We start from the raw sequence: 20,232 nt of genomic DNA on the forward strand, positions 1-20,232 counted from the left end.
CCGATGAAGAACATCGGAGACAGCGACGGACGGGTATTCGGCCTGCCCGCCGCTCCCCCTGGGGAGGCGGACGGCCGAACTCTGTCCCAGTTCCGCCGCGCTCATGGACTTCGCGTGGAGGTCGCCGAGGATTACGAACTCGTCGACCTGCTGGATGCCTATACGCGGAGCAGCCTCGCGCAGGTCAATTCCCTGATCGCCACCAGTCATGTCGTGGCGCAGGACGTCGCCTACGCTCTCGGACTCAAGGACGGTCAGCTCGACGCGGTCTACGAGTTCGCGTCGTTCACGGAGACGTCGACCCGTTACTCCTCTCCAGAATCACGCAGCACAATTGCCGCTCGCCACGAGAGAAAGGCTCAGACCGAAGCAGCCGACAGCAGTCCCGTCACGAGCCAAGGCATCAGCGACGAAGCCATCGACCAGAAGATCTGCGCCGTCGACATTCCCTCCGAGGATCTCTTTTCCACTCGCAGGACCTGGACCAACAGAGAGAATCTGGCATGGACCCAGGCTGCGGCTCAGGTCGAAGCGGAATCTGGAACGAAAATCGGCGTCAGCGCCGGTCCGAAGAAGGACCGCGCCGCCGGTCGCCGCCTCCGCCGAGTCCGGAAGTTGGCCGAAGAGCTCTTGTCCGACCCCGCACTGCTGCCTGACTTTCCCGGTTTTGACCCGGAACTGACTTTCTTCACATGGCTGCGCGGCAGCATCGAGCCGACCGAGGCAGGCGTGTACTCAAGTCTCCTCGGCACGACCACGAGCAAGTCGCTTCAACACATGACCTCGTCGATGACGCTGGCGCATGGTCTTCCGCGGTTCCTCAAGCGCTGCCTGGCTGGAGACTTCACGATCGAACATGTCGACTGTGTGACTCGTGCATGCCGCGACCTGCACTTCAAGCACTTGCCTGCGATGGACGACTACCTGGCGCACAGGCGCGCCGACATCACGATCGAAACTTTCAAGCGCTCGCTCGCCCTGCACATTGCAGTGCTTCAACCGAGTGAGGATACGTTGAAGAGTGTTTCGCTGCGTCGCCGAGTTGACTTCTGCACCGGTGACGACGGAACCGCCTACCTCACGCTGACCGGTCCCGCCCCGGAGCTTCAGGCTTGTTTCAGGAGGCTCGATGCATTCGCTCGTGCAGTGCACAAGAACAATACAAGTGCGTTCTCGAACCAGCTCAAGGCAGGCGACTGCTTTGATGAGGAGCGTTCGGTCTCCGCTCTGATGTTCGACATCCTCACGCGCACCCGTCCTCAGCTGAAACTGCGCATCATCAGCACGAACGAGGCAGACGGCTCGTCAACGAGCTCCGACTTCTCCCTCGACGGACTCTTCGCTGGACCGGATGGAGTGCCGATGCACGAGGGCGAGTCGCTGCTCGATTACATCGAGCGGGTCTTCGACGATATGGACACGAACGGTGACGAAGGACCGACCGGTTCACGTATCGCCGAGACAGATGGATCCAGCCGCCAGACGCCCGCGTCGCACGGTGATTCCGACCGCGCAGCACGCCCGCTGCACGATGATTCCTTCTACCAGGCACCCGCACGCACCACACCGGCCGACCGCGTCTTCGAATCACAGCTGCTCGAGGCCATCCTCAGCAGCAACAACACCACGGATCGCGTCAAGGCAGACGGGCTCTCGGCTCTCGTCGGTTCGCGTGCCAGCGGAGCTCGCCCCACGGCCGAGGGCACCGCTGCCGCAACCGCGAATAGTGTCGACGCTTTCGACAATCCCATCCTCGATGCCGGCGAGCGCCGCATCAGCTTCGAATTCCTGCTCGACATGCCGACCAGCGAGTATTGGTTGGCGAATCAGGCCAGCACCTTCATCACGGTTCCTATGCTGACTCTGCTCAGTCAGTTCCAGCCGGACGGCAATGGATCGCCACCACCGACCGTCGATCCATCGGGTTCGCCGCTGCCAACCGTCGATCCCCCAGATCAGCAGTCATCGCCCACTACACCACCGATACCAGAGCCAACCGACCCAATTTCACCGCTCACAGATCCCCCGTCTGATTCTGCGTCGACATCTCCCGACGCACCGCTGACCTCAGAAGAGGTGTGTGATCTGGCGGGCATGCTTCCAGACGGTTCACCGATACCTGCGGATATGGCACGACGGGTCGCGGGTTACTCCACCACCTGGACTAGGCTGCTGACCGACCCCGCGACCGGAACACCGCTCGATGCGAAGGCAACCTCCTACGCGATTCCCAACAGTGTGCGAAAAACTCTCGTCGCCCAGTTCGTGACGTGCACATTCCCCGGGTGCACACAGCCCGCTGAAGTGACAGAGGTCGACCATATTGATCCGTTCAATCACTCCGACCCGGCCCAAGGTGGTCTCACTCGCTTCGGAAATCTCCATTGCCTGTGCAAGGCCCACCACCTGCAGAAGACCAACGGCAATTTCGACGTGCGGATGACCGAGCCCGGCCACCTCGAGTACGTGTTCCGGCAGGGTGTCACCGCAGAGGTCATCTCCCCGGACAACCCCATCAGCGTCGAGCATGCGCGGCTGTTCCTCGAACGATTCGGCAGCGGCCTGTCTCGACAGGTCCGAGCAGTCACACCGGAGCGGTCGAGCACAGAGGATCTGCTTGCCCACGAGTACGGCCCGGCGCCCGAACGCGATTCTGACATCGAGCGTGAACCTGACGTTGGCCGTGGATCTGACGCGGAGCCGCCTAGTGCTCACGCTGAGCCATCTGGTGCTCACGGCGGTAGAGCAGATGCGGACCACCCTGTTCCCGGCGACCGGAAGCAAGCGAGGGAATGCCCTGAACCCGCTGCCACCCCTGGAACCCCCGGCTGGAGAGAACTCGTTGCCGGGGATCTCTACACATTCACACCGAAGCCTGCGACGTGCACCCCCGATCCAGCATCTAGCGCCGGGCAAGCACACGAGGACAACTCCGAGCTGCGCGACTGGTTCTGGGACTCGGGCGAACCTCCGCCGTTCTGAGGCGGCATTCATCCGGCGAGGCGAGGAGCACCGCTTCACCCGGGTCTCACAGTGACGAAGATTCACCTCACGTGTTTGTCAGACACAACGAAGGCCGACGGTACTCGGATCAGAATCGATCCGAGTACCGTCGGCCTTCTCAGCTCAGCGGCATAGTTCCACTGTTCCGGCTGAACGGCTGACTGAAACCCTCAGCAGACTTCGAACAGTGCGGCAGCGCCTTGGCCGCCGCCGATGCACATCGTGACGACGACGTACTTCACTCCGCGGCGACGTCCCTCGATGAGAGCGTGACCGACGAGACGGGCACCGGTCATTCCATAGGGATGTCCGACGGAGATGCCGCCGCCGTCGACGTTGTACTTCTCCGGGTCGATGCCGAGGCGGTCACGGCAGTACAGCGCCTGTACGGCGAAGGCCTCGTTGAGTTCCCAGAGTCCGATGTCATCGATCGACAAGCCATGGGTCTTCAGCAGCTTCGGAATAGCGAACACCGGTCCGATGCCCATTTCGTCCGGCTCACAGCCGGCCACGGCCATGCCGCGATAGATGCCCAACGGTTCGAGTCCGCGTCGGCTGGCTTCATCGCTCGACATGACCACCGAAGCAGAGGCCCCATCAGAGAGCTGAGAGGCATTGCCGGCGGTGATGCTCGGGACTTTCGACGCCACACCGGGCTCGAGAACCGGATTGAGTCCGGCGAGGCTTTCGATCGTCGTCGATGGGCGGTTGCCCTCGTCGGCTTCGAGGAGCACATCCTGACGCGAGGTCTCCTTCGTCTCCTTGTCGACGACGACCTTCGTCGTCGGCAGAGGCACGATCTCGTCATCGAACCGTCCGGCCTCCTGAGCAGCGGCGGTACGCTGCTGCGAAGACAGGGAGTACTCGTCCTGAGCCTCACGGCTGACACCGTAGCGTTCGGCCACGACCTCGGCCGTGGCCAGCATCGGGTAGTAGATGCCCGGGATGCGCTCCACGAGCCACGGATCCTTGGCCCGGAGCGTGTTCATCTTGTCATTCTGGACCAGCGACACCGACTCCACGCCACCGCCGACGGCGATCTCCTGGCCGTCGAAGAGGACCTGCTTCGCCGCGGTCGTAATGCCCATCAGCCCGGAAGCGCACTGCCGGTCGATCGACATGCCCGGAACCGTCACAGGAAGACCGGCTCGCAGTGCCGCCTGCCGAGCGACATTCGTCCCTTGGCTGCCCTGCTGCAGAGCGGCACCGAAGACGACGTCCTCGACCTCACCGCCTTCCAGACCGGCGCGCTCTACGGCATGTTTGATCGCGTGGCCGGCCAACTCCTGAGCCTGGGTGTCGTTGAAGGCACCACGGTAGGCCTTGCCGATCGGCGTGCGAGCCGTCGACACAATCACTGCTTCTCTCATGGGTCTCACCTTTCGAAGATGTTCGTGAACTCGTCGTGAGGACGGTGGCGATCAGTCCTTCGGACCGCCGGCGACGTAGATGACCTGACCGGAGACGAATCCGGCACCCTCGGAGGCGAGGAACGATGCCGTGTGGGCGATGTCCTCGGGCTTGCCCGATCGTGCCACGGGGATCTGCTTGACCGAAGCTTCGACGAACTCCTCGAAGCCCATACCTACGCGCTCGGCGGTGGCCTTGGTCATATCGGTTTCGATGAAGCCGGGAGCGATGGCGTTCGCGGTGATGCCGAACTTGCCGAGCTCGATCGCCCAGGTCTTCGTGATTCCCTGGATGCCGGCCTTGGCAGCGGAGTAGTTCGTCTGTCCGCGGTTGCCCTGAGCCGAGGTGGAGGACATCGAGATGATGCGGCCGAACTTCTCTTCGACCATGTACGACTGCACGGCCCGAGCCATGAGGAACGCTCCCCCGAGGTGGACGGAGAGAACCTTGTTGAACTCCTCGTGAGTCATTTTGAACAGGAGGTTGTCACGCAGGATCCCTGCGTTGTTGACCAGAACGGTCGGCGCGCCGAGGGTCTCGGCGACCTGCTTGACCGCAGCGTTGACCGAGTCTTCGTCAGAGACATCGGCTTCGAGGCCGAGCGCTTCGCCGCCGGCTTCCTTGATGGCGGCAACGGTCTCATCGGTGGGGCCCATATCAAGAACGGCGACCTTGAGTCCGTCGGCTCCGAGTCGCTTGGCGATGGCGGCTCCGATGCCGCGGCCTCCACCTGTGACGATTGCTGTACGAGTCATGAACAAGCTCCTAAAGATGATGTTGCGTCATTGCCGTGGGGAACCGAGTGTTCGACTGCGGTTCGCGTCTGCACCGGAACCGATGTGACACAGCTCTCCCATGCAGCTAAGGCCACTGTAGACCAATTCCGTCACTGAACGATTGTTTGCTCACCTTTCAGACATATAGCCGGGTCCAGCGACTCAAAACCTCGACGCCGTTCTGCGAAGCTCCGCTCGCAAGCACCCCGACCTCGCCTTTTGTTCTCCCTGCCCGGCTCGCCCGGCAGATTATCGAACGTTCAAAAATCTAGCTCAAAACCATTGACTTCACCAGAGTGATTTGGAAGTGTTCACATCAGTCGAAGTCCATTACGGATTGCCGACGACTCCGAGCACCGTCACTGACGACGGCTCGGGCAACGTGTGGAGCGAGCCCGCTCCAGGAGCTTTTCAAAGGAGAAAAGATGAACTCTGTCTCGCGAAGTCGCCGCCGCAGACTCTCGGCAGCCGCAGTTTTGGGAGCAATCGCATTGACTGCCACAGCCTGCGGAGGAGGTGGTGGCTCGGGTGAGGGTGACACGGTTGTCATCGGCTACACCGGACCGCTCAGCGGAGGAGGCGCCGCGTACGGCGAGAACGTGAAGATCGGTCTCGAAATGGCCATCGACGACCTCAACGCAGACGGTGTAGAGGTCGACGGCAATCCCGTGACACTGGAGCTGAAGTCCCTCGACGACAAATACGCACCATCCACCGCGGCAAGCAATGCTCAACGATTGGCCGATCAGGACAAGGCCCCGGTGGTCGTCTCCCCGAACGCCGGAGCGATCAAGGCGATTCAGCAGATCAACAGCGGCAGGTCGAACTTCCTCATCTCCGCCTACACCTCTGACCCGGCGATCGTGCAGGCCGACAACCCTCTGACGATGATGATTCCTCCGAACTTCGAGTCCTATGCCGAGGAATTCTCCGAAACTGCCATGGAGCACGGAGGCAAGAAGCTCGCTCTGCTAGGTACTCAGAGTGAGTACGGACAACAGTGGACCAAGTCGATCAAGGATGCCTGGAGTGAAGCCGGCGGGAAGATCGGCGGCGACAACAGCGTCGACTACGCCACCGTGTCCGACTTTGCGGGCCCCGTCTCGAAAGCCCTGTCAGAGAAGCCTGACGCCATCTTCGTCGGCGGACCTTCCCAACCGACAGCGCTGATCATGGAAGAAGCTCGAAAGCAGGGCTTCAAGGGCAGCTTCCTCGTCATGGACCAGGCGAAACTGGATGAAATGGCCACGGTGACGAAGCTCGACAATCTCAAGAATTCGGTCGGTGTCCTGCCAGTCTCCGAATACGAGGATCCCGGTACCGAGGACTTCCTGAAGAAATTTGCTGAGAAGGCCGGAGAGAAGAAGGTCCCGACCAGTGAAACGGCACTGAACTACCAGGGAATTGCGATCATCGCGAAGGCGATGGAGACTGCGGGGACAACCGACGACCCCGAGAAGATTCGCGAAGCCATCAGCGAGGCACTGCCTGAGGTCGATGACAAGTACAAGGTCAATGGCTTCCCCGACGAGATCACAGAACAGGGCCACCTCCTCAATCCCAACCTGGAAGCAACCTTCCTCAATGAGGACGGCAAATACACCAAGGTGCCGATCGAACAGGTATCCGACGACAAGTAATCTCCGTCAACGGCCGTTCTTAAGGTGAGGCGCATCGGTGCGCCTCACCCGGGCCGCACTCATGCCTGCAGAGGACCCGACAATCATGACCCTCTTCATCCAACAACTCTTCAACGGCCTCGCGCTGGGCGGTGTCTACTGTCTCGCTGCGATCGGGCTGACATTGGTATTCGGAGTGCTGCGCATTCCCAACCTGGCTCACGGTGCGCTGTATATGCTCGGCGCCTACATCACCTACTTCTTCCTGACAACCGTCGGCGTTCCCTATATCGCCGCAATCGGCATCGCTGCGATCATGCTCTTCATTGTCGGAGTCGGTCTCGAGCGCCTCGTCTTCCACCCCTTGCGCAACTCCCCGCATACTCACCACATGATCGCGGCCGTCGGTGCGATGTTCTTCTTCCAAGCACTGGCTCAAGCGATCTGGGGCGCTGACTTCCGCCGCATGGACACACCGATCACCGGCGAACTCCGCATTCTCGGCGCCGAGATCTCTGCGCAGCGAATCGTCATCATCGTCACCGCTGTGATCGTCTTGGCCCTGTTGGCGCTGTTCATCAAGCGGTCCATCCATGGCCAGACGATCGAAGCGATCGAACAGGACCGCGTCGGTGCATCGCTGGTCGGCATCAACCCGTCGATGGTATCGATGCTGACACTGGGGCTGTCCGCCCTCCTGGCCACCATCGCGGCGGGCCTCGTCGCACCGATCAATCTCCTGTCCCCGACGATGGGCGACGCACTCAATCTCAAGGTGTTCGCCATCATCATCCTCGGCGGTCTGGGGTCGCTTCCCGGCGCCATCGTCGGCGGTTTCGCACTCGCCATCGCAGAGACGATGACGGCGACCTACATCTCCTCCGCCGTCGGTGAGGCCGTGGCATTCATCGTTCTCGTCGCCGTGCTGGCCATCAAGCCGAACGGACTGTTCACGAAGGCGGTGCAGCGATGAACCCAATGAAGAATCCTCGAATCATCGGCACCATCGCCGTCATCATCCTGCTCGGTCTGACGCCCCTGGCGTTTGCACAGGAGAACTACGCGATGCGAGTGATCACTGTGGGCATGTGTGCGGCGATCGCTGTCTACGGCCTCAACATCATCCTCGGCTTCACGGGACAGCTGAACCTGGCCCAAGGCGGGTTCTTCGGAATCGGCGCCTATGGAGTCGGGCTGCTCACCACCGACTACGACTGGAGCTTCTGGGCAGCCTTCGTCGTGTCCGTCATCGGGACCGCGGTGATCGGCTACCTCTGCGGGCTGATCGCCCTGCGGACCAAGGATGAGTACTTCGCCATCTTCACGATGGCCATCGGCTTCATCATCTTCCTCGTCATCAGCCGCTGGGAGCCCGTGACTCATGCCCATTCCGGGGTCAACAATGTGAAATTCCCCGAAGGCGGAGGGCTCATCGACTTCGAATCTCCGGTCGCGATGTTCTACCTGGTGTTCGCAATTCTGCTCATCTGTGTCTATACGACCTATGCGATCAGGCGTTCAAGCGTAGGCCGCACACTGCTGACCATCAGGACGAGCGAAGACCTGGCGGATGCGATCGGAGTGCGCGTCGGCTTCAGCAAACAGCTCGCTTTCGCCGCCTCGGCTGTCTTCGGCGGAGTCGGCGGCGGCCTCTACGCAACAGTGGTCGGTTTCATCGGACCCGACGCGGCATCGATCGACAAGACCTTCGAATTCCTCATGTTCATTCTCGTCGGAGGTATGGGCACTGTCGCGGGTCCTCTGCTCGGAAGCATGATCGTGACATTCCTGTTCGAACTCTTCCAGGACTTCCAGGCCTATCGATTCATCGTGCTTGGTCCCATCATCGTCGCCCTCGTGATCTTCGCGCCGCGGGGAATCGTCGGATACCTCGGCGGCTTCGTCGACAGAAGCAATCGACGACGCAGGGTGGAAGAAGCCCGTGGTGCCGACGACGATCTCGATTCGACAGGTGCTTCGACCTCCGGCGGAACAGGCGACCACCGCGCACGCAACGTCGCCGACGGGACCGAATCGGGTGCCGGCCGGACCGGAGGCACCCCCTCTCCCGAGGAGACGAAATGACAATGCTTGAAATACGAGACCTCGGTAAGCGCTTCGGCGGGCTCGACGCGGTCAAGGACGTCAGTCTGGACGTCGAGGCAGGTCAGATCACCGCAGTCATCGGTCCCAATGGAGCAGGCAAGTCAACGCTGTTCAACCTGGTCCATGGTTTCTATCGCCCCACAGCCGGGACCATCAGCTTCAAGGGTGAGGACATCACTCATTCCTCCCCACACCGGACTGTGGCCGGCGGCATTGCCCGCACATTCCAGACAACGAACCTGTTCGATGACAGCACTCTGTTGGAAAACGTCTTGGCCGGTCGAATCGTCCGTTCGAAGTCCAACGTCTTCGACGCGGTCTTCCACACGCCTCGCCATCGTCGTGAATCAAGCATCAACGAGGACAAGGCGATGGAAGCTCTTGAGTTCTGCGGGGTCGCAGAATATCGGCACGATCTGGCGTCCAATGTTCCGCAGGAGGTGCAGAAGCGCACCGCAGTGGCCATGGCACTGGCCACTGAGCCCGAGCTGCTGCTGCTCGACGAACCCGCCGGCGGCATCCCCGAAGAGGAGACTGTCGATTTCGGCAACCTCATTCGGTCGTTGCCACAGCGAGGCGTTTCCGTCCTCCTCGTCGAACACAAGATGACGATGATCATGGGCCTCGCGGACACGATCCTCGTCCTCGACCACGGGCAGAAGCTGGCGCTCGGCGCACCGGCGGAGATCCAATCGAATCCGGATGTCATCCGTGCCTATCTCGGTTCGACAGCACAGGAGGAGAACTGATGCTCACGCTCGACAATGTCAGCACCGGGTACGACGCCACGAACGTTCTCCACGGGGTGAGTATCACGGCGAACCCAGGAGAGCTCACCGTTGTCCTCGGAGCGAACGGGTCAGGCAAGACGACACTCTTCAGAACCATCAGCGGACTGATGCGTGTCCGTGCCGGGTCGATCACCTATGAGGGTCGTCAGCTGCAACGAGCTCGCCCGAATGCCATCGTCAAAGCCGGTATCGCGCACTGCCCGGAAGGTCGCCACCTGTTCGGCAAGATGTCGGTGGAGAAGAACCTGCGTCTGGGGTCCTATCCTCACCGGAACAGATCGCGAACAGAAGAGGTCTACGCTGAGGTCCTCGATATGTTTCCGATCCTCAAAGAGAAGGCGAAGCAACCAGCAGGCTCCCTGTCCGGCGGACAGCAGCAGATGGTCGCAATCGGACGAGCATTGATGTCCGACCCGAGCCTGCTGATCCTGGATGAGCCGTCGATGGGCCTGGCTCCCATCGTCGTCGAGCAGGTGCTCGAGTCAGTCGCCCAGATCAATCGAAACGGCATCGGCGTCCTGCTCAGCGAGCAGAACGCGAAGGCATCGCTGGCGATCGCCCACAGAGGATACGTCCTTGCTGAGGGGAGGATCGTCCTCGCTGATGATGCCTCTCGGCTGCTCGACAACCCCGAGGTGCAGGCGGCTTACCTCGGCCTCTGACGAGCGGACGCCTCCCATTCGTGCAGGAAGACTGCGCAGTACAAAGATCTCGCCGAGGCGGCCCGGCCACCTCGGCGAGATTTCGCTGAGTTGATCGTTCCGAACGTCCAGAACGGTCAGTCACACTCATTCAATTCGGTTGGGCGTGCCCGGCCGTCTCACTCATCCTGGAACCGGGAGACGTCCCCGGCTCCGACGCGAGCCACCTCGGGGTACCGTCCGGTGAAGTCGATGACCGAGGTCGGCACGACTCCGGGGACACCGGACTCGATGACGATATCGAGGTCATTGCCGAGCTGGTCCATGACATCCTCGGCGTGAGTCAGCGGATCCTCATCGCCGGGCAGCAGCAGCGTCGAGGACAGGATCGGCTCCCCCATCGCCTCGACGAGGGCGAGGGCCGTGACGTTCTGCGGAATCCGGGCGCCGACCGAATGCTTCTTCGGGTGCATCATCCGGCGCGGGACTTCCTTCGTCGCCTTCATGATGAACGTGTACGGCCCCGGCGTCATCGATTTGATGGCTCGGAAATCGGAATTGTCGACGATGACGAACTGACCCAGCTGAGCGAAGTCATGGCACATCAGCGTGAAATGGTGCTTCGAACCGAGATGCCGGATGCGGGTGATCCGTTCGATGCCTTCTTTGTTGTCCAAGGCACAGCCGAGGGCATAACAGGAATCAGTCGGATAGGCGATCAGGCCACCGTTCCTGAGTGACTCAGCGGCCTTCTCGATCAGTCGGTCCTGCGGGTTCTCCGGATGGATATTCAGTAGTGTCGCCATACTTCATGCTAACCACTCTGCCGCCACAGTGCGAGGGGTTGACGGACAAGTGCCCGGCAATGCGAAAACGGTGGGCTCTTCGAGCCGAAACCTTTCGGCGGCGTCGGGCCGGTCCGTCAGATTCCCAGACCGAGCAAGAGGTATTGATCAGTCCGACGTCACTGGCTTCTTCAGGCCCTTGACCAGTTCGGCTCGGCCGGTGCGCGGATCGGAGGCGAGAAGGATATTCACCCACCTGGCTCTGGGATCCGCGTCGACCAGCAGAGCCTTGATGAGCAGTGTCGCCGGCAGTGCGAGCAGGGCGCCGAGCCAGCCGAGGATCCACACCCAGAACAGCAGTGACAGGAACGAGATCAGCGGGGTCACCCCCACCGACTCACCTGTGAACTTCGGCTGGATGATCGCCTGGATGACGAAGTTGAGCACACTGTAGGCGATGACCACCCACAGAGCCGACTGCCAGCCGCTGTCGACCAGTGCCAGCAGGGCCGGTGGGACGAGGCCGATGACGAAGCCGATGTTCGGGATGTAGTTCGTCAGGAATGCGAGCACTCCCCACACCCAGATGAGCGGGACGTCGATGATCGCCAAGGCGATGACGTCGAGGAATGCGACGATGAGGCCGAAGACCGTGGCGACCACCCAGTAGCGGCGGACGCCACTGGCGAAGTCGCCGATCGACGCCGACAGCGAGGGCTTCACATCGAGCAGCATCGCCATCCGCTTGTCGATGCCCATCGAGTCCATCGCCACGAAGAACACCGCCATGATCACCGTGGTCAGCAGGCCCGCAACCGACGACAGGTTCGTCAGCAGCGGATAGACGGCGTCGAGGACGGAGCGGACGTCGAAAGCCGAGAGCTGCTGCTGGATCACCGAGGATGTCACCCCGATGTCCGACAGCAGCGCCAGAGTGCTCTGGTAGGTGGCCACGAGTTCATTGCTGTAGCTGGGGATGAGGATGACGAGCTCGGCGACGGACCATGCCGTGAGGCCGAAGAAAGCGAAGATCATGCACAGCACGAGCACGACCGAGATGCACGCCCCGATCGCCCGCGGCACCTTGATCCGAGTGAGCAGCCTCTGCACCGGGTAGACGACGATATAGAAGTTGAGCGCGAGGAACACCGGAGCCACGATGTCCTGGAGTCCGCGGAAGAACATCAGCGCGTACGCCAGGCCCGCCAGCGTCACCGCGATCATCAGCGCCCGTGCCGGCGGCCGCGCATGCCAGGGCCGTGCCTCGCCCGCTGCGTCGGAGGCGGCGTATCCGACCTTCCCTGACGCAGAGTCAGCGTGTAAAGACTCCGAGTCCGCCACAGGGCCCGTGTGCCCGGACGTCGAACCGGCTAACGGTGTTGAGGACGGTGCAGGCTCGGCCGGGCGCGCGGCATCGCCGGCTGATCCGACCGCACCGTCAGCGGCGCCCGACGCCTGCGCCCGCTCGTCCTCGTTCATTCAGCGTCCCCGACGCTTTTCGCGAATGCGCATCGACACCTCGATGGGAGTGCCCTTGAAGCCGAAGGTCTCACGCAGGCGACGGATGATGAACCGGCGGTAACCGGGATCGAGGAAGCCGGTGGTGAAGAGCACGAACTTCGGCGGACGCGACTGCGCCTGAGTGCCGAAGAGGATGCGCGGCTGCTTACCGCCGCGCACCGGGTGCGGGTTGGCCGCGACCAGCTCACCGAGGAACGCATTGAGTCGTCCCGTCGGAATACGGGTGTCCCAGCCTTCGAGAGCGGTCTCCATCGCCGGTACGAGCTTCTCCGCATGGCGGCCGGTCTTCGCCGAGATGTTCACGCGCGGTGCCCATGCCACATGGCCGAGATCCCGTTCGATCTCCCGCTCCAGATAGAAGCGACGTTCGTCATCGAGCAGATCCCACTTGTTGAACGCCAGCACCACGGCACGTCCCGCCTCGACGGCGGTCGTGACGATGCGGACGTCCTGCTCGCTCAGAGGATCCTGGACCTCCATGAGGACGAGAGCCACCTCGGCGCGTTCGAGCGCGGTCTGCGTGCGCAGCGCTGCATAGAAGTCGGCACCACTGGCCTGATGAGCGCGACGGCGGATACCGGCAGTGTCGACGAAGCGCCACTGCTTACCGCCGAGCTCGATGAGCTCGTCAACCGGGTCACGAGTGGTGCCCGCGACATTGTCGACGAGCACCCGGTCGGAACCGATGAGCTGGTTGAGCAGGGACGACTTGCCGACGTTCGGACGGCCGACGAGGGCCACACGACGCGGTCCGCCCTCTTCGACGCGGGTGTCGACGGCCGAGACCTCAGGCAGGATCGTGAGCACCTCGTCGAGCAGGTCGGCGACTCCCCGACCGTGCAGAGCCGAGACGGTCCACGGCTGGCCGAGGCCCAAGCCCCAGAGTTCGGCGGCCATGAGCTCGCCGCGCTCGTCGTCGACCTTGTTCGCGGCGAGGAGGACCGGCTTCTTCTTCCGGCGCAGCATCTTCACGACCATCTCATCGGTCGAGGTCGGGCCGGTCGTGGCATCGACGACGAGGAGCACGGCATCGGCCATGTCCACGGCGACCTCGGACTGGATCGCGATGCGCGAGGCCATGCCCTTGGAGTCCTGATCCCAACCGCCGGTGTCGACGAGGGTGAATTCCTTCGTGTTCCATTCCGCCCGGTAGCTCACGCGGTCACGGGTGACGCCCGGAACGTCCTCGACGACGGCTTCGCGGCGGCCGAGGATGCGGTTGACCAGCGTCGACTTGCCGACGTTGGGGCGACCGACGACGGCCAGCACTGGTGCGGCACCGAGGGCCTCGTCGTCGTCTTCATCGAAGCCGTAGGCGCGCAGCAGCGCACGGTCTTCGTCTTCGAGCTCATAGCTTTCGAGTCCGGCCTCCAGCGCGGTCGCCCGCTGCTCGGCCTCCTCGTCGCTGATGCTCTCGACACGATCGACGAGGTCTTCGTCGGGTGTCTCGTGGAATTCGGATTCGCTCATTGTGAGTCCTTCACCAGCTGCAGCACCGTCTCGACCACCTGGTCGAAGTCGATGTCACTGGTATCGAGTGTGAACACTCCGTCGGCGGCCTCTAAGAAGCTCGTCGTGGCGGAGTCCTTGGCGTCACGGCCCGTGACGAGGTCTTGAGTGGCGGCGATCGCCTCGGCGTCGGCATTGCCGTGCACTTCCTTGGCCCGGCGGGCCACGCGGACCTCATCGCGGGCGGTCATGAGGATGCGCACATCGGCATCGGGGGCCACCACTGTGGTGATGTCCCGGCCCTCGACGACGATGCCCTCGGGTGCGGCGGCGATATAGGCCCGCTGCATCTCGATGAGCTCCTCGCGGGCGTCGATGACACCGGAGACCGTCTGCACGTTCGCCGAGACGTCCTCACCGCGGATGTCCTCGGTGACGTCGATGTCGTCGACGGAGACGAAGAATTCGTCGGGGCTGAGCGAGATCTCCAGATCCGCTCCGCGCACCTGCTCGAGCACGTCGACGGGGTCGGTGACTCCGCGGTTGAGGCACAGCCACGCCATCGCCCGGTACATCGCACCGGTGTCCAGGTACTGGTACCCCAGTCGCCGCGCCACCTCCTTGGCGGTGCTCGACTTGCCCACTCCGGACGGTCCGTCAATGGCTACGACGCTCATGCAGTTCCTTCTTTCTCGATGGCGGATTCGGGGATCTGCCATCCCTTCGACAGCAATCCGATCTCCAGCTCCTGCTGGATGGCCGGGACCACGGACACGTCGACCATGCCCAGTTTCCGACCGGAGGCGTGATCCATCCGGAAATCCTCGACATTGACGCCGAGGTCGCCGATGTCCTTGAACAGCCGGGCCAGCATTCCGGGCGTATCCGGAACCAGGATCGTGACAACAGCATAGGTGGTCGGCGGCTGCCCGTGCTTGCCCGGAATCCGGTCGTGGCCCTCGTTGCCCAATGCGATCGCCTTGGCGAGCAGCCCCGTCGATCCGGGTCCGAGTTCGAGTGCGCCGATGACCTCGTCGAGCTCGGTGCGCAGATCGATGAGCACGGAGCGGACCTCTTCGGCGTTTCCGGTCAGGATCTGCGTCCACAGACCCGGGTCCGAAGCGGCGATGCGCGTGACATCGCGCAGTCCCTGCCCGGCCAGCGAGATCTCCTCCAGAGGCGCATGCCGCAGCTGAGAGGCGACGAGGGAGGACACGATCTGCGGCACATGCGAGACCTTCGCGACCGCGGCATCGTGGATGCGCGGATCCAGGTGGAGCACCGAGGCACCCGTATCTTCTGCCATGGCGATGACCTCGCCGAGGCGGTCGGCCGGGGTCTGCTCATCCGAGCAGATCACCCAGGGCCGGGCCGTGAACAGGTCCGACTGGGCTGCGATCGCCCCGGACTTCTCGCGTCCGGCCATCGGATGGCAGCCGATATAGCGATCGAGCTGAGGTCCCGTGACCAATTCGCGCACCGCATCGAGGAGGCGGGTCTTCACGCTGGCGACGTCGGTGACCGTAGCGTTCGGGTAGTCCTCGAGCGCCGAGGCGATGACCCGTGCGGCGACGTCGGGCGGGGTGGCCACGACGACGATGTCCGGGTGCGCGGCAGGCGATGCCGCGTCGGCGGCGACGGTCGGGTCGGCCGCCTCGGCGAGGTCTTCGGTCGGATTGACGACCTGACCGGCGCCGAGATCCGCGGCGAGCTGCTGCGCGGTCGGTGAAGTGTCTTCGAGGGTCACCTGATGGCCCTTCGCGCTCAGCGCCAACCCCAGGCTGGCACCGAGCAGGCCGGTGCCGATGATGTGGACTCTCACAGACCGACGGCCTCGAACAGTGCACCGACCTCATCGGAGCGCAGCGGGCGGATCTTGCCCTGCTTCTGCTCGTCGAGGACGATCGGTCCGAACTTCAGCCGCACGAGGCGCTCCACCGGGTGGCCGATCTCGGCGAGGAGGCGGCGCACGATGCGGTTGCGGCCGGAATGGAGGGTGAGTTCGACGACGGACTTGCCCGGGGTCGAATCGACGAGTTTGAAGTCGTCGACCTTGACGAACCCGTCTTCGAGGTCGATTCCGGCCTTGAGAATGGCACCGGCATCCTTCGCCAGCTGTCCCTTGACCTTCGCGAGGTAGGTCTTCGGGATCTCGTAGCGCGGGTGGGCCAGGCGGTTGCTCAGCTCCCCGTCGTTGGTGAGCAGGATGATGCCCTCGGTCTCGGTGTCGAGACGGCCGACGTGGAAGAGGCGCTCATTGTTGTTGCGCACATAGTCGGCCAGGCAGGGTCGGCCCTCGGGGTCGCTCATGGTCGACACGACTCCCGCTGGCTTGTTGAGCACGAGGTAGACCTTCTTGGTCTGTGTCGAAATTCTCACTGTGTCCACGTACACGGACTGTGTTTCTGGGTCGATCCGGGTGCCCAGTTCGGTGACGATGGACCCATCGACCTCGACGCGGCCATCGGCGATGAGCTGCTCACAGGCACGGCGTGATCCCAGTCCCGCCTCGGCGAGCACCTTCTGCAGCCGCACACCCCCGCTGACGTGGGCGTCTGATGTCTGACCGGCTCCCGAACCACCCTTGTTGGAGGCCTGATTCGCCGTCGCTGCGCGCTGTTTTCGGCTGGGTCGGTTCTGGCGCCCGCCGGGGGCGCGGTGATCACGGTAGGGACTCATACATCCATTCTCTCAAATCAATCAGCGACTCGTGACATCTCGACGGCCGAATCGGAGCCATCGTCGAGATCGTCGTCGAGGGCGCCGTCGATCTCGGCGAGCACTTCGGTGTCTTCGGCCCCGAGTTCGGCGACGTCGGCATCTTCGGGCAGGTAGGGGGCGATATCGGGCAGGTCGTCGATCGCGTTCATGCCCATCGTGTCGAGGAACTGCGGGGTGGTGGCGTAGAGCAGCGCCGAGGTGGACGCTTCCTTGCCGGCTTCGACGATGAGTCCGCGCAGCAGCAGGGTGCGGATGACGCCGTCGACGCTGACTCCGCGGATGGCCGCGATGCGGGGCCGGGAGATCGGCTGCCGGTAGGCGATGACTGCCAGAGTCTCGAGCGCGGCTTGGGAGAGCTTCGCGCTCTGCCCGGCCGTGAGAAAGTCCTTGACCACCTCGTGGTAGTCTCCGCGGGAGAAGATGCGGAAGCCGCCGGCGACATGGCGGATCTCGAACCCGCGCTGCCGGTGGTGCTCATCTCCGTCGTAGTCGACCTTGAGCGTCTGGATTGCTTCTTCGACGGTGTCCTCGTCGAGGCCGAGGGAGCCCGCAAGGTCTTCGGCAGTGACGGCCGAATCGGTGATCATGAGCACGGCTTCGATACCGGCGAGGATCTCGTCATCGATCATAATTGTTCCCCTTCTGCTTCGTCTCCGCTCCAGTCGCCTTCGGTGCGCAGGTCGACTCCGTCTTCGTTCATCTCCGTGCGGTGGATGAGCAGCCGTCCCAGAGGTTCGGGCTGGTCGAAGTCGCAGAGGCCGACCTTGAACAGTTCGAGCAGAGCGAGGAACCTCGCAACGACGACCAGGGTGTTCTCGGCTGTTTCGAGCAGATCCTGGAAGTCGACGTCTCCGGCGCGCAACAGGGACAGGATGTGCCCGCGCTGCTCGGACACGCTCACGAGCGGCAGGTGGATATGGTCGACGGCGACGCTCGGCGGGGTGTGGTCGCGTTGGAGCACCGTGGCGAAGATTCCGGCGAGCTCACCGGGACCGATGTTCAGCTCCAGCGGCGGCAGCACGTCCTGGAACTCCGGCTCGAGGTCGACATCGCGTGGGGCCCGGATCGAGCCGGCGGCCATCGCTTCGGCCAGGTACCCGGACACGGACTTGTACGCCTTGTACTGCAGCAGCCGGGCGAAGAGGAGGTCACGAGCCTCGAGCAGTTCGAGGTCGAGGACCTCTTCACCGTCTTCGTGCGGCAGCAGCCGTGCCGTCTTGAGATCGAGCAGGGTCGCTGCGACGAGGAGGAACTGGGAGATCTCGGCGAGATTCGCCTGATCCTTCAGCTCTGTGGTGTACGCGATGAACTCATCGGTCACCTCGGCCAGCGCGATCTCCGTGACGTCGAGGCGGCGTTTCGAGATCAGTCCGAGCAGCAGGTCGAAGGGGCCGGTGAAGTTGTCCAACCGCACCTGGAATCCCTGTGCGGCATCATCGCCGGGCGCTGCGCCATCGCCGGACACGATGTCAGTGTCGGAATCAGCGCCATCGCCCGAGGCGACGCCACCGCTCGAGGCAGACGCCTTCTCCTCAACCTCAGCTGCAGGGTCGCTCAGGGTGCGCCTCCGCGGGCGATGAGCTCCCGGGCCAGTCGGCGGTAGGCTTCGGAGCCGGCGTGCTTCGGGGCGAAGCTCGTGATCGGTTCGGCGGCCACGGAGGCGTCGGGGAACTTCACGGTGCGGTTGATGACGGTCTCGAAGACCTTGTCGCCGAAGGCTTCGGTGACTCGCGACATGACTTCCTTCGAGTGCAGGGTCCGCGAGTCGAACATCGTGGCGAGGATCCCGTCGACCTCGAGTGAGGGGTTGAGCCGGTCCTGGACCTTCTCGATCGTCTCGACGAGCAGGGCGACGCCGCGCAGAGCGAAGAACTCGGTCTCGAGCGGGATGACGACACCATGGGCGGCGGTCAGAGCATTGACGGTGAGCAGTCCCAGAGAGGGCTGGCAGTCGATGAGGATGACGTCGTATTCGTCGGCGACCTTCGACAGGGCACGGGCGAGCACCTGCTCGCGGGCGACCTCGCCGACGAGCTGGACTTCGGCGGCGGAGAGGTCGATATTGGCCGGCAGGATGTCGATGTTGTCGAAGTCCGTTTCGACGATGACCTCGTGCGGGTCCAGTCGTGGGTTCATCAGCAGGTTGTAGATGCTGATGTCGAGCTCATAGGGGTTGAGTCCCAGGCCGACGGACAGTGCGCCCTGCGGGTCGAAGTCGACGAGCAGCATCTTGCGGCCGTAGGCAGCCAGAGCCGCACCGAGGTTGATCGACGAGGTCGTCTTGCCGACCCCACCCTTCTGGTTGACCATCGCGATGATGCGGGCGGGTCCGTGCGAAGCCAGTGGTGCCGGCTCCGGGAAGTCCTGGGGCTCGTCTGCGGTCCGCTGCTGGGGGATCTCCAACGCCTCTTGCGTATTCATCTCTCGGATGGCCACCTTTCGTTGCTCTACGTCCAACCCTACCGCGCTCGGGGGTGCGAGGTCGCGTACACTTCCCGCAGTGTCTCCTCGGAGACTTTCGTATAGATCTGCGTCGTCGTCACCGAGGCATGGCCGAGCAGCTCCTGGACGACGCGGATGTCCGCACCGCCCTCGAGGAGATGCGTGGCGAACGAGTGTCGGAACGTATGCGGAGACACCTCGGCGTCGATCTTCGCCGCCTCTCCGGCATCCTTGACGATCTGCCACGCCGAGACCCGGGAGAGCCGGGTTCCGCGTGCGTTGAGGAACAGCGCCCCGGCCGGCGCCGAGGATCTCGCCTTCGCCGCCATCGACGGACGCACCCGTGACACCCACGCACCCAGGGCGCGGGCGGCGTGGGATCCGAAGGGCACGATCCGCTCCTTCCCGCCCTTGCCGTAGAGCCGGACGAGCCCTGAGTCGAGGTCGAGATCGTCGAGGTCGACGCCCACGGCCTCGGAGATGCGGGCTCCCGTGGCGTAGAGGAGTTCGAGCAGGGCCGCGGCCCGGACCTGCACGGGTTCCTCGCCGTCGGTGGTGGCGATCATCGCTTCGATCTCGTCGAGCGCCAGTGCCTTGGGCAGTCGCAGTCCTTCCTGCGGTGGGCTGACCTCGGAGGCCGGGTCCGTGGGCGCGAGGTTCTCCCCCAGCGCGAACGTGTGGAATCGTCGCACCGCGACGAGTGCGCGTGCCCGACTCCGCGGTGCCAGTCCCGAATCGAGCAAGTGAAGCGCAAAGTTCTCCACCTTCTGTCGATCGACATCGCCGAGGCGGCTCACCCCGTCCTCGGTCAGCCAGGTTCCGTACCGGGCGAGGTCACGAGCATAGGCGTCGATCGAGTTCATCGACAGTCCGCGTTCGAACCGCAGGGAGGCGAGATAGGACTCGAAGGCGCGCCGCAGGTCTCCGGGCAGGTCCTCCGGCAGGAGTTCGGCGCCGTGCCGAGCCAC

At 63.4% G+C, this 20,232-nt stretch carries 18 protein-coding genes; 6 read left to right on the forward strand and 12 right to left on the reverse strand.

Going from position 1 to position 20,232, the window contains the following annotated elements; translation table 11 throughout:
- Positions 1-3: 3 nt before the first annotated feature.
- Entirely contained in the window at positions 4-2,982 is a 2,979-nt protein-coding gene (locus AC239G_RS11295; RefSeq protein ID WP_446657353.1) for an HNH endonuclease signature motif containing protein, read from the forward strand.
- Positions 2,983-3,173: 191 nt separating this feature from the next.
- On the opposite strand, the gene AC239G_RS11300 is transcribed toward AC239G_RS11295, so the two are convergent.
- Positions 3,174-4,373, reverse strand: coding sequence for an acetyl-CoA C-acyltransferase (locus AC239G_RS11300; RefSeq protein WP_487488865.1), 1,200 nt, complete (start codon positions 4,371-4,373; stop codon positions 3,174-3,176).
- Between the two features lie 51 nt (positions 4,374-4,424).
- The gene (locus AC239G_RS11305; RefSeq protein WP_259358864.1) at positions 4,425-5,168 is read right to left on the reverse strand and encodes an SDR family oxidoreductase; all 744 of its coding nucleotides are present in this window, start codon (positions 5,166-5,168) and stop codon (positions 4,425-4,427) included.
- Between the two features lie 446 nt (positions 5,169-5,614).
- On the opposite strand from AC239G_RS11305, the gene AC239G_RS11310 reads away from it, so the two are divergent.
- The 5 genes from AC239G_RS11310 (at position 5,615) to AC239G_RS11330 (ending at position 10,367) form a co-directional block, all read left to right on the forward strand.
- Positions 5,615-6,829, forward strand: coding sequence for an ABC transporter substrate-binding protein (locus AC239G_RS11310; protein WP_482400390.1), 1,215 nt, complete (start codon positions 5,615-5,617; stop codon positions 6,827-6,829).
- An 85-nt stretch (positions 6,830-6,914) separates the two neighbouring features.
- Positions 6,915-7,781, forward strand: a complete 867-nt coding sequence (locus AC239G_RS11315) for a branched-chain amino acid ABC transporter permease (protein WP_139469740.1) — start codon at positions 6,915-6,917, stop codon at positions 7,779-7,781.
- 5 nt (positions 7,782-7,786) lie between these two features.
- Complete coding sequence (locus AC239G_RS11320) at positions 7,787-8,893, forward strand: branched-chain amino acid ABC transporter permease (protein WP_487488866.1); 1,107 nt, start codon at positions 7,787-7,789, stop codon at positions 8,891-8,893.
- Positions 8,890-9,663 (forward strand): ABC transporter ATP-binding protein, encoded by a 774-nt coding sequence (locus tag AC239G_RS11325; protein WP_446657350.1) that lies wholly within the window; start codon positions 8,890-8,892, stop codon positions 9,661-9,663. Before AC239G_RS11320 ends, AC239G_RS11325 begins: the two co-directional genes overlap by 4 nt.
- Positions 9,663-10,367: an ABC transporter ATP-binding protein gene (locus AC239G_RS11330; protein WP_139908273.1), complete on the forward strand. Its 705-nt coding sequence runs from the start codon at positions 9,663-9,665 to the stop codon at positions 10,365-10,367. The genes AC239G_RS11325 and AC239G_RS11330 overlap by 1 nt, the downstream gene beginning before the upstream one ends.
- A gap of 158 nt (positions 10,368-10,525) precedes the next feature.
- Here the strand turns inward: AC239G_RS11330 and AC239G_RS11335 are convergent, their stop codons facing one another.
- From AC239G_RS11335 to xerD, 10 genes are all read right to left on the reverse strand, one after another.
- Positions 10,526-11,152 carry an L-threonylcarbamoyladenylate synthase gene (locus tag AC239G_RS11335; protein ID WP_101546252.1) on the reverse strand — a complete coding sequence of 209 codons (627 nt, stop codon included), beginning with the start codon at positions 11,150-11,152 and terminating at the stop codon, positions 10,526-10,528.
- Between the two features lie 147 nt (positions 11,153-11,299).
- Complete coding sequence (locus AC239G_RS11340; protein WP_487488867.1) at positions 11,300-12,610, reverse strand: AI-2E family transporter; 1,311 nt, start codon at positions 12,608-12,610, stop codon at positions 11,300-11,302.
- Positions 12,611-14,122 carry a ribosome biogenesis GTPase Der gene (der, locus tag AC239G_RS11345; RefSeq protein ID WP_172170082.1) on the reverse strand — a complete coding sequence of 504 codons (1,512 nt, stop codon included), beginning with the start codon at positions 14,120-14,122 and terminating at the stop codon, positions 12,611-12,613.
- Positions 14,119-14,778 carry a (d)CMP kinase gene (gene cmk / locus AC239G_RS11350; protein ID WP_172170085.1) on the reverse strand — a complete coding sequence of 220 codons (660 nt, stop codon included), beginning with the start codon at positions 14,776-14,778 and terminating at the stop codon, positions 14,119-14,121. Before cmk ends, der begins: the two co-directional genes overlap by 4 nt.
- Complete coding sequence (locus AC239G_RS11355) at positions 14,775-15,923, reverse strand: prephenate dehydrogenase (protein ID WP_487488868.1); 1,149 nt, start codon at positions 15,921-15,923, stop codon at positions 14,775-14,777. The genes cmk and AC239G_RS11355 overlap by 4 nt, the downstream gene beginning before the upstream one ends.
- Positions 15,920-16,780 (reverse strand): pseudouridine synthase, encoded by an 861-nt coding sequence (locus tag AC239G_RS11360; RefSeq protein ID WP_139908276.1) that lies wholly within the window; start codon positions 16,778-16,780, stop codon positions 15,920-15,922. Before AC239G_RS11360 ends, AC239G_RS11355 begins: the two co-directional genes overlap by 4 nt.
- A 17-nt stretch (positions 16,781-16,797) precedes the next feature.
- Positions 16,798-17,451, reverse strand: coding sequence for an SMC-Scp complex subunit ScpB (gene scpB, locus AC239G_RS11365; RefSeq protein WP_487488869.1), 654 nt, complete (start codon positions 17,449-17,451; stop codon positions 16,798-16,800).
- Complete coding sequence (locus tag AC239G_RS11370) at positions 17,448-18,287, reverse strand: segregation and condensation protein A (RefSeq protein ID WP_487488870.1); 840 nt, start codon at positions 18,285-18,287, stop codon at positions 17,448-17,450. The genes scpB and AC239G_RS11370 overlap by 4 nt, the downstream gene beginning before the upstream one ends.
- An 89-nt stretch (positions 18,288-18,376) precedes the next feature.
- Positions 18,377-19,243, reverse strand: a complete 867-nt coding sequence (locus AC239G_RS11375) for a ParA family protein (RefSeq protein WP_420096583.1) — start codon at positions 19,241-19,243, stop codon at positions 18,377-18,379.
- Positions 19,244-19,281: 38 nt separating this feature from the next.
- Positions 19,282-20,232, reverse strand: coding sequence for a site-specific tyrosine recombinase XerD (gene xerD / locus AC239G_RS11380; RefSeq protein ID WP_487488871.1), 951 nt, complete (start codon positions 20,230-20,232; stop codon positions 19,282-19,284).

This window comes from Brevibacterium sp. Lmc1 (genome assembly GCF_057654315.1).

What these genes read in the sequence shown, in the direction of transcription:
- AC239G_RS11295 (WP_446657353.1), top strand. Translation starts at nt 4, where the DNA reads ATGAAGAACATCGGAGACAGCGACGGACGGGTATTCGGCCTGCCCGCC.
- AC239G_RS11330 (WP_139908273.1), top strand. Translation starts at nt 9,663, where the DNA reads ATGCTCACGCTCGACAATGTCAGCACCGGGTACGACGCCACGAACGTT.
- AC239G_RS11310 (WP_482400390.1), top strand. Translation starts at nt 5,615, where the DNA reads ATGAACTCTGTCTCGCGAAGTCGCCGCCGCAGACTCTCGGCAGCCGCA.
- AC239G_RS11305 (WP_259358864.1), bottom strand. Translation starts at nt 5,168, where the DNA reads ATGACTCGTACAGCAATCGTCACAGGTGGAGGCCGCGGCATCGGAGCC.
- AC239G_RS11360 (WP_139908276.1), bottom strand. Translation starts at nt 16,780, where the DNA reads ATGAGTCCCTACCGTGATCACCGCGCCCCCGGCGGGCGCCAGAACCGA.
- scpB (WP_487488869.1), bottom strand. Translation starts at nt 17,451, where the DNA reads ATGATCGATGACGAGATCCTCGCCGGTATCGAAGCCGTGCTCATGATC.
- cmk (WP_172170085.1), bottom strand. Translation starts at nt 14,778, where the DNA reads ATGAGCGTCGTAGCCATTGACGGACCGTCCGGAGTGGGCAAGTCGAGC.
- AC239G_RS11375 (WP_420096583.1), bottom strand. Translation starts at nt 19,243, where the DNA reads ATGAATACGCAAGAGGCGTTGGAGATCCCCCAGCAGCGGACCGCAGAC.
- AC239G_RS11340 (WP_487488867.1), bottom strand. Translation starts at nt 12,610, where the DNA reads ATGAACGAGGACGAGCGGGCGCAGGCGTCGGGCGCCGCTGACGGTGCG.
- AC239G_RS11315 (WP_139469740.1), top strand. Translation starts at nt 6,915, where the DNA reads ATGACCCTCTTCATCCAACAACTCTTCAACGGCCTCGCGCTGGGCGGT.
- der (WP_172170082.1), bottom strand. Translation starts at nt 14,122, where the DNA reads ATGAGCGAATCCGAATTCCACGAGACACCCGACGAAGACCTCGTCGAT.
- AC239G_RS11325 (WP_446657350.1), top strand. Translation starts at nt 8,890, where the DNA reads ATGACAATGCTTGAAATACGAGACCTCGGTAAGCGCTTCGGCGGGCTC.
- AC239G_RS11335 (WP_101546252.1), bottom strand. Translation starts at nt 11,152, where the DNA reads ATGGCGACACTACTGAATATCCATCCGGAGAACCCGCAGGACCGACTG.
- AC239G_RS11320 (WP_487488866.1), top strand. Translation starts at nt 7,787, where the DNA reads ATGAAGAATCCTCGAATCATCGGCACCATCGCCGTCATCATCCTGCTC.
- AC239G_RS11300 (WP_487488865.1), bottom strand. Translation starts at nt 4,373, where the DNA reads ATGAGAGAAGCAGTGATTGTGTCGACGGCTCGCACGCCGATCGGCAAG.